Raw genomic sequence first — 14,313 nt, 5'->3', positions numbered from 1 at the left:
CACAGCTGCGCTGTCGGGCCCCGGGGCGGCGGGGCGGCTCATGCGATGTCCCGCCAGGGGCGCACCGCCGCCGTGCGGACACCGTTCACGTATCCGTTCCCGTTCCCCTTCCTGTCCCCGTTCCCGTTCCGGGCGGCGCGGGCCGCCGGTTCCGGTGCGGCCGGCACCGCGGCGGCGGGTGCCGTCGCCGGCACCGCCGCGGCCGAGTCGAACGCCGCGCACAGCAGGTGCAGCGCCACCAGGTGCGCCTCCTGCACCGTCGCGGTGCTGTCCGCGTCGATGCACAGGGCCTCGTCGGCACGGGCGGCCAGCGGATTCGGCCGGGGCCCGGTCATCGCCCACACCCGCAGCTCGGCGGCGCGCGCGGTGTCGGCGGCGGCGAGCAGGTTGGGGCTGCGCCCGGACGTGGACATCAGGACGAGGACGTCGCCGGGCCGCCCGTGCGCGGCGACCTGCCGTGCGTACAGCTCGTCGAAGCCGTAGTCGTTGCCGATGGCGGTGACGGTGGAGGTCTCGGCGTGCAGGGCTATCGCCGAGTAGGCCGGGCGTTCGCGCTGGAAGCGGCCGACGAGTTCGGCGGTGAGGTGCTGGGCCTGCGCGGCGCTGCCGCCGTTGCCCGCGGCGAGCAGCCGGCCGCCCACGGGGAGGACGGCGGCGAGGTGCTCGCCCCAGGCGGTGATCAGGCCGAGCTCCCGGTCGCGGAGCCGGCCGAGGGCATCCTGGAGCGACTGGCAGTGCTCGTGTGCTGCCCGCAGCGTGTCAGACATGGTGTTCGTCCTCCTGGAAGAACAAGAGTTCGGTGGCGCGGCCGTGGGAGCGGCGCGGTTCAGGCCGCTCCGGTGACGGCGGCGGGACGCAGGGCGAGCACGTCCCGGTAGACGGTCTCGGTGGCGGCCGCGACCCGGTTCCAGCCGTAGCGGAGCAGGGCACGGCGGCGCCCTGCGAGCCCGCACGTCTCGCGCAGCTGCGGGTTGCGCAGCAGTCCGGAGGCGGCGGCCGCGAGGGCCGCCGGGTCGCCGGGCGGGACGAGCCGCCCGGTGCCCGGGTCGGCCACGGAGTCCATCTGGCCGCCGACCGCGCTGGCCACGACGGGTGTTCCGCAGGCCATGGCCTCCAGCGGCACGATGCCGAACGGCTCGTAGTCGGCCGGGCAGAGGACGAGGTCGGCGCTGCGCAGCAGCGCGGGAACGTCCTCCGGCGGCACTCCGCCGGTGAAGCGCACCCGGTCGGCCACGCCCGCCTTCCGGGCCAGCGCGCGCAGCCGGCGCACCTCCGGGTCCGCGCCGATGCGGTCCGGCGGCGGACCGCCCGCGATGACGAGTTCGGCGTCGGGCAGCAGGGCGAGCGCGGCGATCGACACGGCCGCGCCCTTGCGCGGGACCAGCCGCCCGATCTGCAGCAGCCGGTGCGGCAGCGGTCCGCGGGGCGCGGCGGGGCCGTCGGGCGTGAACCGCTCGGTGTCGACGCCGCAGGGAACGACGGAGATCCGCCCGGCCGGGATGCCCAGGGCGGCCAGTTCCGCGACCTCGTCGCGGCAGGTGGCGATGATCCGGTCGCTGCTCTCGCCGATCTCCGTCTCCAGCAGGATCCGCTCCGGCGGGCTGGTGTCGGCGCTGCCCTGGTGGCGCTTCTTGACGGCACCGAGGGCGTGGTACGTGTGGGTCACCGGCACGCCGAGTTCGCGGGCGGCCTGCAGTGTGGCCAGCCCGGACATCCAGAAGTGCGAGTGCGCCAGGTCGGGCGGCGCCAGTTCCCACTGCCGGGCGAGGTGGCGGCCGAACTCGGGCATGTAGGGCAGCAGTTCGTCCTTGGGGATCTCCCGGGCGGGCCCGGCCGGTACGTGGCACACCTCGACGCCGGGGCGCAGCGGTACCCGGTCGGGCAGGCCGGGCGCGTCGCGCCGGGTGTGGACGGTGACCTGGTGGCCGCGGTCCGCGAGGGCGCCGGCGAGGTGCGCCACGTGGACGTTCTGTCCGCCCGCGTCGACTCCGCCGAGGACGGCCAGCGGGCTGGCGTGCTCGGATATGAGGGCGATGGCGAGGGCTCCGTGCCGCACCGTGGCCGTCATCGGGTCACCTCCTCGATCAGGTGCTCCCAGTCACTCAGGAAGCGCTTGAGGCCGTAGCGTTCAAGGGCCGCGGTGCGGGCCCGTGCCCCGTCCTCGGCGGCCGCCGCGGGGTCGTTCAGATAGGCGCGGGCGGCGCGGGCGAGCTCCTCCGGACGGGTCGAGACGACCCCGGCTCCGGCAGGGACGGCCTCGACCGCCTCGGTGGTGGCGAGGGCGACCACCGGCATCCCCAGGTGCATGGCCTCCAGCAGGGACAGGCCGAGGGAGGTCCAGCGGATCGGGTGGAGGTAGAGGCGCCGCCGTGCCATGGCGGTGTGGAGTTCGCTCTGCGGCAGGTCCCGCACGCGGCAGCGGTCCTCGTCCAGGCCGAGGTGGGCGGCGAGTCCCTCGGTGCGCATGCCGAAGACGTCCAGGGGTGCGGCGGCGCTCAGGTGCGGCAGCAGGTCCGTGCCGGTGGTGCGGCCGCGGCGGACGGGCTCGTTGACGACGACGGCCGCCCGTTCCACCTCGCCGGTGTAGAGGTGGCCGGGGTCGACGATGCCGTGTTCGATCACGGCGGTGCGGGTGGAGCCGTTGTCCCAGAACAGCCGGTTGAAGTGGGTGACGTGGACGAGGGTCAGACCGTCCCGGTCGGCGGCGGGGTGGCGGGTGTGGGGCACCTCGCCGTCGGGCGCGTTGTGCTCCAGGTAGACGGCGGGGACGTCGCGGCCGGGGCGCCGCCCGCCGAGCCAGCGTTCGGCCAGGCCCGCCTCGTGCGGCCGCTGCAGGACGACGAGGTCCACGGGCTCGTCGCGCAGCTGCTCCGGGGTCCGTTCGAGGACGGAGTCCGGCCAGGTCCAGGTGCGGGCGCGGCCGAGGCCGTCGGGTCCGCGGCCGGGCAGGACGGGCACCAGATAGGTGTGCGGTCCCTGGACGAACGCCGTCGTCCAGGAGCCGTGCACATGCCAGAGCAGGATGTTCATGCGGTCCTCCACTCCGGGTCTCCGGTGGCCGGTGCGGTCGGCCCGGCCGGGCGGGCGGTCGGCGCCGTGGGGTGGTGCGGTGCGGGCGGCGCCGCGGGGTCGCGGGACGGGCGGGGCACGGGCCGCGGCCGGGGCCGCCGGGCCTTCCGTCAACGCACCGACGGCGGACAGCAGTTCGGCGTCCGTCACCGAGTCCAGGCACGGATGCCCCGCTACGGGGCATTCGCGGGCCCGGGTCCCGGCGCACGGCGCGTCCTGCCGTCCCAGCAGCACGTGCGGCACCCGGTACGGCGCCCAGCGCTCGGCGGGCACGACCGGTGCGAACAGGCAGACGACGGGCGCGCCGACGGCCGCCGCCAGGTGCGAGGGCCCGGTGTTGCCGGTGACCACCGCCCGGGCGCGGGACAGGACCCCGGCCAGTTCGCGCAGGTCCGTACGGCCGCCGAGGTCGAGCCCGCACTCCCCCGCGACGGCCGCGGTGAGCTCCTTCTCCCCCGGGCCGCCGGTGACGACCACCCGGTGCCCGGCCGCGTCGAGGGCCGCCACGGCGCGCGCGGCCCGCTCGGGGCTCCAGGCACGGGCCGGCACGGCGGCTCCGGGGTGGATCACGAGGTACGGGTCCTCGCCGGTCAGGTGGGTGGTGTCGGCGGCGTCGCGCACCCGCAGGGCTCCGTCGTCGCCGGGCGGCAGGGCGAAGCCGGCGGCCTCCGCGAGCGCCAGCGCGGCACGCGCCTCGTGCTGTCCCGGGGCCCGCCGGTGGCGCAGGTCGAGCAGCGCCCCGGGGTAGTGCTCGCTGTCGGCGGCGATCCAGGGGATGCCCGCCATCCGCAGCAGCAGGGCGACGGGCAGCGGGCTCTGGTGGTACGAGGCCAGGACCAGCGCCCGGTCGAACCGGCCCGCGGCGACGGCCTCGATCAGCGCGTCGGTGCCGCTCCGGGTCACCGGGGGCGGCTCCAGGCCGACCCACGGCGCGTCGTACACGAGGACGTCGTCGACCCCGGGCAGCAGCCGCGCGGCCTGCTCGCCCTGCGGTCCGCAGAGCATCGCGGTGTACGAGGAACCGTGCGCGGCGGCGCGCACCGCGGGCCCGGCGAGGAGGACGTCTCCGGCGCTGTCCAGACGGACGACCAGGGTGCGTATCACGCGGCACCTCCCCCATCGGAGGGCCGGTCTTCTCCGGGCGGAAGGCTGCCTTCCGGAGGCAGACGGTCCGGCCCGGACGCCCGGTGGCCGAGGGCCAGGCGCACCGCCGCCAGCAGGTCGGCCGCGCGCTCCGGGGCCGCGTCGGCCTCCTCGGAGCGCGTCACGGGGGTGGGCACCAGAACACCCCGGGCACCGGCCGCGCGGGCCGCGCCCAGGTCGGCGCCGATGTCGCCGATGACCACCGTCTCCTCCGGCACCACACCGAGCCGCGCGCAGGCGGCGAGCACGAGTCCGGGCGCCGGCTTGCGGCAGCCGCAGCCGTCGCCGGGCCCGTGCGGGCAGACGGCCCACACGCCGAACGGTCCGAGCAGTTCCTCGACCCGCCACCGCACGGCCTCGACCTGCCCCCGGGTGAGCAGCCCGCGGGCCACGCCGGACTGGTTGCTCACCACGCCGACAGCGGCTCCGTGGGCCCGTACCGCCGCCAGCGCCTCCCGGGCGTGCGGCATCAGCCGTACGAGCGCGGGGTCGCCGTTGTACGGGACGTCCTCGACGAGCGTGCCGTCGCGGTCGAACAGGACGGCTCGCGGGGGGCCCGAGGGCGCGCGAGGGGGCCGCGGCGGCTCGCCCGGTGCGAACAGCCACGGGCCCTCGGGGAGCGCCGGGGCCTTGTGGGGGACTGTGGTGATCGGCACGACGGCGCGGGTAACCCAGGAGCCGCTTCGCAAACACATTGAAACGCCACGAAGAGTCACTGTGGCTGGTTCGCTGAGTTCATCGGCCCTGGTCACGACAGTAACTGGGTTCAATTCCAGTCACTCGCCCATCCGACCGCCCCGCTCCCGGAGGCTCCTTCCGGTCTGCTGAGCGCGACCCTGCTGACCGCGACCCCGGACTGCCGGGCGGGGCCGCCACGGGCGGAGGCGGGGCCGGAGAAGGGCACCGCTCCCACGAACGGATGTACGGGAACCCGCCGGCATGGGGCACGCCGGACGGCCGGATCGCGGGACGGCGCCGGCCGGGGCGGCGTCACACCGATCCGCCACCGCACCGATCCGCAGCCTGAGGCCCGTCGCCACCTTGACCGCGTGATCGGATCGGTGCTTGCATCTGGCCACGCCAACCGGCCGTATTCCAGGGCGCGTTGGCGGCTCCCGAGCCCACCGCGCCCCACGGCCGCACCCCGCAACGCCGCCACCGTTCCGCCAGGAAACAGCACACCGCTGCCGAGCGACGACGAGGGCAGACAACGTTGTCAGCCCGCCTCCGACCACCCGAGCAGGCACCACCGCATACCACCGGTCACCGGCCACCCTCATCAGGAGAACCAGGAGAACCCCATGATTTCCCTCCCTCCCCCACTCCTCCGGCTCCCGGCAGCGACCGGAAGCCGCACCGGAGATCCCTCCCGGGAAACCGGACCCGGCCGGCACGACTCCGCCCGCCGGCGGACCGGGGCCTGTACCCCCGGCCGCCTGGCCCGCCCCTCGCCACCGCCGTCGCCCTCGCACTGGCGGTGGCACTGGCCCCGGCGGCCGCGCAGCCCGCCGCCGCCCAGAGCGCACCCGGTCAAGGCGGCCAGGGCGAGTCCCGCGGCTGGGTGGCCGCCTGGGGCGCGAGCCAGGTGGCCGGCAGCGAGATCCCCTGGAGCGACTGCCCGGCCGGCGAGGGCCTGGAGAACCAGACGGTCCGCAACGTCCTCTTCGTCAAGGGCGGCGGCAGCAGCGTCCGGGTCCGGGTCACCAACACCTTCGGGACGGAGCCCGTCACGGTCGACAAGGTGACCGTCGCACTCCAGAACGAGGGCGCCGACGCCGTCCCCGGCACCCTGCGCACCCTGACCTTCGGCGGCCGCAAGGCCACCACCCTCGCCGCGGGCGAGGAACGGTTCAGCGACCCGGTCCGGATGCCCGTACGAGCCCTCTCCACCCTCCTCGTGAGTGTCCATGTCGACAAGGCGACCGGCCCGGTCACCAACCATCCGTTCACCGCGCAGGGCAACTACCTGGCCGAGGGCGACGAGGCGGCCGACCCCTCCGGCGACGACTACGCCGGCACCCCGTGCTGGATGCTCGTCAGCGGCGTGGACGTGCGCGGCGACCGCCGCACGGTCGGCTCGGTGGTGGCCTTCGGCGACTCGATCACCGACACCGCGAGCACCACGGGCAACGCCAACCAGCGCTACCCGGACCACCTCGCCCGCCGCCTCCAGGCCCGCAAGGGCCCGACCCTGTCGGTGGTCAACGCGGGCCTGGGCGGCAACCGCCTGATCGCCGACCGCGAGGGCGAGCCGTACTACGGCGTCGCCGCCCTCTCCCGCATGGAGCGCGACGCCTTCGAACAGACCGGCGTCCGCTCGGTGATCCTCATGGAGGGCATCAACGACATCGGCTACGACGCCACGGCGGACGAACTCATCACCGGCTACGAGGCCTTCATCGAGGAAGGCCACCGCCACGGCGTGAAGGTCTACGGCGGAACACTGCTGCCCATGGCCGGTTCGTTCATCTGGACAGAGAGCCGCCAGGCCATCTGGGACGCGGTGAACGAGTGGATCCGCACCTCGGGGGCGTTCGACGGCGTCATCGACTTCGCGGCGGCCACCGCCTCCCCCGAGGACCCGCTGACGCTCAACCCGGCCTACGACAGCGGCGACCACCTCCACCCCAACGACGCGGGAACCCGAGCCATGGCGGAGGCGGTGGACCTGGACATGCTCCTCACGGACGCCCGCGAGCGCGCCCCAGGGGCCGGCCGGCGCTGAGCCTGGAGGGAGACGGCCGGTGGGGTCCCTTCCTCGGTCCGCGGTCCGGCCTGGTCACCGGCGGACGGCCCGCCGATGCCCTCCCGAAAGGGCGGCGGCGAGGCTGCCGTCCGGCGCCGCAGGACCAGACCGCCCGGAAATCTGTTGCGGTAGTGCGTGCGAAGGCGCGCATGCCGTAGTACTCCTGGGAAGTCCCAGGGAGACGCTACACACTGGGAGTCGTCAATGGCCGTTCGCCGCGTCATGCCCATTCTCCAGTCAGGCACAGTGCAGGAAAACCGGGAGTTCTACGGCCTGCTGGGCTTCGAGGAGGTCATGGACCTGGGCTGGATCATGACGCTCGCCTCACCATCCACCCCGGCGGCCCAGGTCAGCTTTATGACCGGCGACAAGACCGCGCCGGTCACGCCGGACATGAGCGTGGAGGTGGACGACGTGGACGCGGCCTACGCCGTCATGCGGGACAGCGGCGCGGAGATCGTGCACCCCTTGCAGGACGAGGAGTGGGGTGTGCGGCGCTTCTTCGTCCGCGACCCCAACGGCCGTGTGGTCAATGTGCTGAGTCACCGTTGACAGCGGCCTCGCGCCGCTGGCAGAAGGCCGGGGCGGGGAACGACCTCGTGGTCGTCATGCTCCGTGAGCAGGACGGAGAGCGCGTCAGGAGCAAGGACCGCCACGGCAGGCTCTCGCGGAGCGGTGACACCCTCACCGTCAAGTGGGACCAGGGCGCCGACGGGACGGACACCTTCGAACGCTTCCGCGACATGGAGGAGGGCTGACGCGGGGCGCAGGGTGGTCCCCCTCGCTGACGCGTTGACGCCTCCGGTGCCAGCTGAAACCGGTACCGGAGGCATCCTCGTACCCGGCAGTTCGGCCGCGCGCGGCTAACTCCACGAAGGCCGACCACTCACCGGACGCCACCACGGACGCCGGCCCGGCACCACCACTCGTTCAGAGGCGGTAACGCGCCGCGAAGGGGGAATTCGGACCACCACGGCGTCCCGCACCGGGATGGCCCACAGGCCCGAAGGGGAGCATCGCGGTCACGGACGATCCGCGGTGCGCGACGGATACGGAGGCTCCCCCTGACCGACACAGTCCCGGCCCTGCCGCCCCCCCCGTGCCCGACACGGTGCTCCGCATCCTCGCCACCGGTGACCTGGCAGCGACCGTCGTGCCCGCCCGGACCGGCTACGGCCGTGGTGGCACCTGCGCGGGCATCGCCAGGATGCTGGAGCGCGAACGCCGGCGGCAGCCCGCCGTCTGGCTCGACACCGGTGATCTCGCGATGGGACCGGCGGCCTCACTGCCCGGCGCACGGCCGTGGGAGATCGTCGCGGGGCTGCCGATCTCCGCGGCTGCCGCGGGCAACCACGAGTTCGACGACGGAGTGTCCGCGTTGCGGGAGCGGGCGCGGCGGCTGCCGTTCCCCCTGCTCTGCGCGAACGCCGATGCCGGGCTGCCAGGCTGCGCCGTCGTGGACACCGGCGCCGGTCCCATCGGCGTCATCGGCCTGACGCATCCGCACAGCCACCGGCTGTCCCGGGCCCCGCGTCCCCGGGACGACTGGCAGCACGCCGTGCCCCACCTGGCTCACCGACTGCGGCAGCAGGGCGCCCGGTGGACCGTCGCGCTGCTGCACGACGGCGCGGCGTGGTGGCCGCGACCCGGCGGCGGAGACGGGAGCGTGCTCGGCACCCGCCCGGACCGCCTGGCGGACCTCACGCGTCCGTGGGCGGAATCCGTTGACCTCGTTCTCGGCGGGCACACCCTCGGCCCGTGGTCCGGGCGGCTTCACGGCACACCGGCGGGGCACTCTCACCCGTTCGCCGCGTCGGTCCTCGTCGTCGACGTCCCCGCCCCTCCGGCCGCCCCCGTCGTACGGGGAAACCGCCTTGTGCCACCGCTGCGCGCGCACCCGACGCCCCCCACAGCGCGGGCCGGGGAGGACGCGGCGGCCCAGGTCTTGGGGCACAGCCCGCACAGCTGGCTCACCCGCTCCGGCTCGGCGCACTACCTCCCCCGCTTCATGGCCCGGCTCCTCCGGCGGGCGACCGGCGCGGAGGCGGCTTTCGTACCGGCCGGGCAGCACGGGACACAGGCCCCGGTGGACGGTGCCGTCGCCGCCCTGTGCGCCGGTGAGGTCACGTGGTTCGACGTGTTGCGCCTGTTCCCCGAGCCCGACGACCACCCGGTGGTGGCCGGACTGTGCGCCGGAGAGTTCCGGAAGCTCCGGCTCCGGCACGACTCGGTGACGGATCCGCGCTCGCAGGAGGGCGACTGGGCGTGGTGGAACTGGTGCCGTATGCCGTGCGGTTGGGACGCCACCACGAGTGATCCGAGGTACGTGACAGTCATGCCCTCCGTACTGCCGCTACTGAGCGAGTTGCTCGGCCGTGAGCCCGCCGCGGAGCCCACACCGGTCGGCGCCCGGGCTGCCCTGGTCTCGTCGCTCGGCTGAGCAGCCCCATCGGCACCGGGATTCTCTTCTCGCCGAGCACCTCCCTCTCACCGTCTTCACTGCGACAGAGCGGATATTCGCTGGACATCCCCGCGACCGGTGGCGAGCGTTGAGGAATGGAGCAGGAGAGCATCTGGGATGCCGATGCGGCGCAGAGGTATGACACACCCGGCACCGGCATGTTCGCGCCCGAGGTCCTGGACCCGGCCGTGGAGCGCCTCGCGGAGCTCGCGGACGGTGGGGCGGCGCTGGAGTTCGCCATCGGGACCGGACGGGTCGCCGTCCCGCTCGCGGAGCGGGGAGTTCCCGTCACCGGCATCGAGTTGTCCCGGCCGATGGTGGAGCAACTGCGCTCCAAGGCCGGTGAATCGGCGATCCCCGTGGTCGTCGGTGACATGGCGACCGCCACCGCCCCGGGGACGTACTCCCTGGTCTACCTCGTGTTCAACACGATCTCCAATCTGCTCGCCCAGGACCGGCAGGTCGAGTGCTTCCGTAACGCGGCCCGCCATCTCACGCCCGGAGGCCGGTTCGTGATCGAGCTGTGGGTACCGGAGCTGCGCAAGCTTCCGCCGGGGCAGACGGCCATGGTGTGCCGGTCCGAGCCGGACTACATCCTTCTGGACACCTATGACGTCCTGCGCCAGCAGGTCGTGTCGCACCACTTCCGGTTCGACGAGACCCCGCGGGCAGAACTGTTCCGCAGCCCGCACCGCTACATCTGGCCGGCCGAGCTGGACCTCATGGCTCAGCTCGCCGGTTTCGAGCTGGAGACCCGGCACGCGGACTGGAGCGGAACCGAGTTCACCGCCGAGTCCGATTCCCACGTCTCCGTCTACCGCGTTCCGCCGGAGCGGTAGCGAGCGCGCCCGGGGTCATCCGACGGCGTTGCCGATACCCTTCGCCGCAGAGGGCGACTTGCCCGCCCGACGCCTGCGGCGACTCGTCAACTCGCTTCAGTGAGCGATCTGTTGGCCAACGCGGTGCAGTTCTCGGACGGAGCCGCCACACGCGCCCGGACGGGCTGTTAGCCTCTCGGCGACGCACGTGGAACCGGCGGCAGCAGCGGGGGCGTTGAGGTGTGGCGACCGACGATCGAGCCGATGACGGCACACCCGGTGGGGACGGCGATCATCTGACGGACAGGAACCGGCGGAACCACGGCCGCACCGGCGCACAGCCGCCCGCTCCCCCGCCGCCGTCACCGTCGCCGCCCGAGGACCCGCCGGGGCCGGGTGGCGGGGCGGGCGGTGACGCGGACGGCGGGTGGTTCGGCCGACACCAGCGGGCGGCATGGATCGGTGTGGCGGCGGCGGTGGTCACGGCCGCGGCGACGATCGTGGCGGCTCTGATCCCCGTCGTGGCGTCCTCCGATGCCCCGTCGGGCTCCGGTCCCACGGACGCTGCGGCCACCGCGCCCAGCACCACACCGGTTTCCGCACCGGCGACGGAACCGGCTGAATCCGAGCCCGCTTCCGCGCCCGCGTCCGCTTCCGAGCAGGCCGGGACGACCGGGTCGGGCCCCGGCACCCCGCCCGCGGGAAGCGAACACTGGCGGGGGCGACTGCTGATCGATTCCGAGCCCAAGGATCTGGACGCCGAGCAGCCCGTCGCCGTCGGGTATGCCGACGAGGGCGATATCTTCACGATCGGCACGGACGAGATCGGGGGCTGGAACGGCACGGTGATCTCGCTCTGGACGGGGAAGACGGCGAGTCTGCCGGGCTTCGAGGAGTGTTCGAGCACGGTCGGCGCGGCCGGGACCGACACCGCGCGGCTCGCCGGGAACGCGGTGCTGTGCGTTCGCACCAGTGACGGGAACATCGCCCGGCTCAAGCTCACCGAACTGGAGGTCGTCGACCGGCGAGCGATGTTCGACGCCGTCATCTGGACAGCGGGCTGAGACGCCCGCAGGACCCGGCTTCCGACGGAATCGCCCCGCCCACTCCCTCTCGGCACCGCCGTCAGGGTCGGTTCCCCTCGATGATGACGACGAGCGTGAGCGTGACCGTGGGGAGCGCGGTGGCCGCGGCGCTGAGAAGCCAGTACGTGCCCCGTGCCAGTGAAGTCCTGTGCCGGAGCGGCCAGTTGGCGAGCCACCAGGCCAGGACGAACAGGGTGATGACCGGGCCGGCGAACAGCACCCAGGGCAGGACTCCGTCGTTCTCCGTGGGTTCCCGCCGGGTCCAGCCGAGTTCGGCGAGCGGCCAGTTCGAGGCGAAGTACCAGAGCAGGAATGCGGGCACGACGGCGGGAATGCCCAGCAGGACATTGACGATCAGGGACAGCCCCACGCGAGGCCAGGCGGGTGCGGTGCTCGTCTTCACTCGGCCTCACTCGCCGCGCGACAGTGTGATGCGGTGCGGTGCTCCACGAGGCTATACCGCCCGATCAGTTCACGACCGCGCTCCCCGGCGCGGCTGGGCACCTGCACCGGACATGGAGGCGGATGGGCCCTGTCATCCAGGGTGCCGACCGGCGGACAGTACGCGGGAGGTCGCGGCGGAGACGCCGGTGCTCATGTCGACGCACGACATCGCCGACCGCGCCGGCGAAGCCGACACGGTCACCCTCATGGACAGCGGCCGGATCCTCCACCACGGCGGGACCCGCGGCTTCCTCGACCACGCGCTCCCGGACGCCGCTCCGGCCCGCCGGGCCGAGTCGGCGTACTCCGTCCTCATGCGGCCGGACGGCTCGCGGTGAAGCGGCAGCGTCCCCGGTCCGGGCCCCGGTCCGCCTGCCCGAGCCGGCGGAATGGCCCCGGGCCGCGAGTCCGCCGCTGTCAGCGCCCGTCCTCCGGAGGATGCACGCCCGCCGTGTCGGGCCGGTGGTCCGGCAGGGTGGAGCGGGCGGCCGACTCGCGATGGAGGCGCAGGAATTCGAGGTGCCGTTCGTAGTGGCTGAGGATGTCGTGGATGAGCTGCTCCCTGGTGTAGCCCATCACGTCGTAGCCCTGGCTGCCCTCGGCGAGCTGGACCTCGAAGCGCACATAGGTGTCGTGTGCGGTGACCGAGCGGGTGGCGAACGCGGGGACCGCGGTTTCGGTGGGCCACACCCGGTAGACGAACTCCTCCCCCGGGCCGATCGGCACGCGGAGCGCCACGGACGGGATCCGCAGCTCCTCCTCCGTGACCTCGGTGAGTTCCGCCTCCACGCCCTGCCCGCGCAGCTCCGCGGCGACCTCCTGGAAGGCGGGGCGGCACACCTCGTCGACGAACCGGATGGCGTCCGTCCTGCCGGGGAAGGACGTCGCCCGGGCCAGCCGCTGCCGCCAGCCCAGGTGTTGCGGGGGGACGGTGGGCACGGCCTCCTCCCGCATCGTCTCCAGGCGCAGCGCCTTGTAGAGCCCGGCGATGATCAGGAACATCACGAAGGAGAAGGGCAGCCCCATGATGATGGTCGCGGCGGTGAGCGCGTCCACTCCGCCGACGAGGAGCATCGCGAGCGTGAGCAGGCCGGTCGCCGACGCCCAGAAGACGCGCAGCCAGGCGGAGGCGTCGGTGAGCGGGGTGGGCAGGTGCGAGCACAGGTTGCTCATCACCAGCGCGCCGGAGTCGGCGGAGGTGACGTAGAGCAGCAGGCCGACGAGGGTCGCCAGGCCGGCGCTGAAGGTGGCGCCGGGGAACTGGTCGAGCAGCCCGTAGAAGCCCTGTTCCGGGGTGTTCATGGCGGTCTCGCCGAACTTGGTGTTCCCCTCCCGAACCACGTTCAGGGCGCTGTTGCCGAGGACGGAGAGGAAGGTCAGGGTGAAGAGGAACGGGATGACGAGCGTGGCCGCGACGAACTGACGGATCGTCCGCCCCTTGGAGATCCTGGCCAGGAACATGCCGACGAACGGTGCCCAGGCCACCCACCAGGCCCAGAAGAACAGCGTCCACGAGTTGAGCCACTCGGTGGGCCGGTCGTAGGCGAAGGTGTTGAGGGTCATCGAGGGGAAACGGCTGACGTAGTCCCCGATGTTGAGGATGAGGCTGTTGAGCAGCCGGATCGGGTCGTCCGCGAACAGCATGTAGCTCATGAGCAGGATGGCGAGCAGGACGTTGAGCTCGGACAGCCGCCGGATGCCGCGGTCGACGCCCGCCACGGCGGAGGCCGTGGCCATGACGACGGCGACGGCGATGAGGCCGATCTGCGCCGCCGTCCCCTCGGGGATGCCGAAGAGGTAGTTCAGCCCGTAGTTGAGCTGGACGACGCCGATGCCCAGGGACACGGAGATGCCGAACACCGTGCCGATGATGGCGGCGAGGTCGACCGTGTCGCCGATCCGGCCGTGGATGCGCCGGCCGATGACCGGGTACAGCGCCGAGCGGATCGCCAGGGGGAGGCGGTAGCGGAAGGAGAAGTAGCCCAGCGCCATGCCCATCAGGGCGTACATGGCCCAGCCGGTGATGCCGTAGTGGAACAGCGTCCACACCACCGCCTGCCGGGCGGCCTCGACGGTCTCGGCGTCCCCCTCGGGTGGTGCGAGGTAGTGGCTGACCGGGCCGGAGACGGCGAAGAACATCAGGTCGATGCCGATGCCGGCCGCGAACAGCATGGCCGCCCAGGCGAACACCCCGTAGTCGGGGGTGGAGTGCTTCGGGCCCAGCTTGATGCCGCCGTAGCGGGACACGGCCACGTACACCACGAACAGCAGGTACAGCGTGGCGGCGAGGAAGTAGTACCAGCCGAATCCGGTGGAGATCCAGTCGACCACCACGCCGATGGTGTCCTCGGCGCCGCCCGGGGTGATGATCGCCCAGATCGAGACGGCCAGGATCAGCACCGACGAGCCGATGAAGACGACCGGCTTGAGCCGGCTCTCCCCGTGGACCCGCGGGCCCCCGCCCGGGCCCTGCTCCGCGGCCGTGAGGGCGGCCGTGTCGCCGCCCCGCCCGCTTCCGCTCGCGCCCGCGCCGTTCATCGTCATGTC

General features: G+C 73.4%; 13 protein-coding genes and 1 pseudogene. 7 read left to right on the top strand and 7 right to left on the bottom strand.

What is annotated here, in order from left to right; all coding sequences use genetic code 11:
- Positions 1-38: 38 nt before the first annotated feature.
- The 5 genes and pseudogenes from E4N63_RS29350 to E4N63_RS29330 all read right to left on the bottom strand — a co-directional run bounded on the left by E4N63_RS29350 (position 39) and on the right by E4N63_RS29330 (position 4,868).
- Positions 39-767 (bottom strand): SIS domain-containing protein, encoded by a 729-nt coding sequence (locus E4N63_RS29350; RefSeq protein ID WP_125622971.1) that lies wholly within the window; start codon positions 765-767, stop codon positions 39-41.
- Between the two features lie 59 nt (positions 768-826).
- A complete protein-coding gene (locus E4N63_RS29345) occupies positions 827-2,068 on the bottom strand; it encodes a glycosyltransferase (protein ID WP_230242148.1) in 1,242 nt (413 codons plus the stop codon).
- A complete protein-coding gene (locus E4N63_RS29340; RefSeq protein WP_230242703.1) occupies positions 2,065-3,030 on the bottom strand; it encodes a glycosyltransferase in 966 nt (321 codons plus the stop codon). The genes E4N63_RS29345 and E4N63_RS29340 overlap by 4 nt, the downstream gene beginning before the upstream one ends.
- Before the next feature lie 144 nt (positions 3,031-3,174).
- A pseudogene (locus E4N63_RS29335) lies at positions 3,175-4,170 on the bottom strand (glycosyltransferase family 9 protein); the annotation flags it as partial.
- Positions 4,170-4,868 carry a D-glycero-alpha-D-manno-heptose-1,7-bisphosphate 7-phosphatase gene (locus E4N63_RS29330; RefSeq protein WP_374112850.1) on the bottom strand — a complete coding sequence of 233 codons (699 nt, stop codon included), beginning with the start codon at positions 4,866-4,868 and terminating at the stop codon, positions 4,170-4,172. The gene E4N63_RS29330 and the pseudogene E4N63_RS29335, both read right to left, overlap by 1 nt.
- An 821-nt stretch (positions 4,869-5,689) precedes the next feature.
- Between E4N63_RS29330 and E4N63_RS29325 the strand changes: the two genes are divergently transcribed.
- From E4N63_RS29325 to E4N63_RS29300, 6 genes are all read left to right on the top strand, one after another.
- Positions 5,690-6,937, top strand: a complete 1,248-nt coding sequence (locus tag E4N63_RS29325; RefSeq protein WP_230242147.1) for an SGNH/GDSL hydrolase family protein — start codon at positions 5,690-5,692, stop codon at positions 6,935-6,937.
- 225 nt (positions 6,938-7,162) lie between these two features.
- On the top strand, positions 7,163-7,510 hold the full coding sequence (locus tag E4N63_RS29320; RefSeq protein ID WP_125623004.1) for a VOC family protein: 348 nt from the start codon (positions 7,163-7,165) through the stop codon (positions 7,508-7,510).
- Positions 7,507-7,716 carry a hypothetical protein gene (locus E4N63_RS29315; protein ID WP_230242146.1) on the top strand — a complete coding sequence of 70 codons (210 nt, stop codon included), beginning with the start codon at positions 7,507-7,509 and terminating at the stop codon, positions 7,714-7,716. Before E4N63_RS29320 ends, E4N63_RS29315 begins: the two co-directional genes overlap by 4 nt.
- Positions 7,717-8,057: 341 nt before the next feature.
- Positions 8,058-9,398, top strand: coding sequence for a metallophosphoesterase (locus E4N63_RS29310; RefSeq protein WP_230242145.1), 1,341 nt, complete (start codon positions 8,058-8,060; stop codon positions 9,396-9,398).
- A gap of 116 nt (positions 9,399-9,514) precedes the next feature.
- A complete protein-coding gene (locus tag E4N63_RS29305; RefSeq protein WP_125622977.1) occupies positions 9,515-10,258 on the top strand; it encodes a class I SAM-dependent methyltransferase in 744 nt (247 codons plus the stop codon).
- A 443-nt stretch (positions 10,259-10,701) separates the two neighbouring features.
- The gene (locus E4N63_RS29300; protein WP_230242144.1) at positions 10,702-11,301 is read left to right on the top strand and encodes a hypothetical protein; all 600 of its coding nucleotides are present in this window, start codon (positions 10,702-10,704) and stop codon (positions 11,299-11,301) included.
- A 61-nt stretch (positions 11,302-11,362) separates the two neighbouring features.
- Here the strand turns inward: E4N63_RS29300 and E4N63_RS29295 are convergent, their stop codons facing one another.
- Positions 11,363-11,725: a hypothetical protein gene (locus tag E4N63_RS29295; protein ID WP_230242143.1), complete on the bottom strand. Its 363-nt coding sequence runs from the start codon at positions 11,723-11,725 to the stop codon at positions 11,363-11,365.
- A gap of 193 nt (positions 11,726-11,918) precedes the next feature.
- On the opposite strand from E4N63_RS29295, the gene E4N63_RS29290 reads away from it, so the two are divergent.
- Positions 11,919-12,104 carry a hypothetical protein gene (locus E4N63_RS29290; RefSeq protein WP_228429648.1) on the top strand — a complete coding sequence of 62 codons (186 nt, stop codon included), beginning with the start codon at positions 11,919-11,921 and terminating at the stop codon, positions 12,102-12,104.
- 79 nt (positions 12,105-12,183) lie between these two features.
- Here E4N63_RS29290 and betT read toward each other — a convergent pair whose 3' ends face one another.
- A complete protein-coding gene (betT, locus tag E4N63_RS29285; RefSeq protein WP_230242142.1) occupies positions 12,184-14,310 on the bottom strand; it encodes a choline BCCT transporter BetT in 2,127 nt (708 codons plus the stop codon).
- Between the last annotated feature and the right edge of the window lie 3 nt (positions 14,311-14,313).

Origin of the sequence: Streptomyces sp. MNU89, assembly GCF_020982505.1 — a bacterium.
Lineage (GTDB): Bacteria > Actinomycetota > Actinomycetes > Streptomycetales > Streptomycetaceae > Streptomyces > Streptomyces xinghaiensis.
This window is presented reverse-complemented; position numbering and strand designations above follow the sequence as displayed.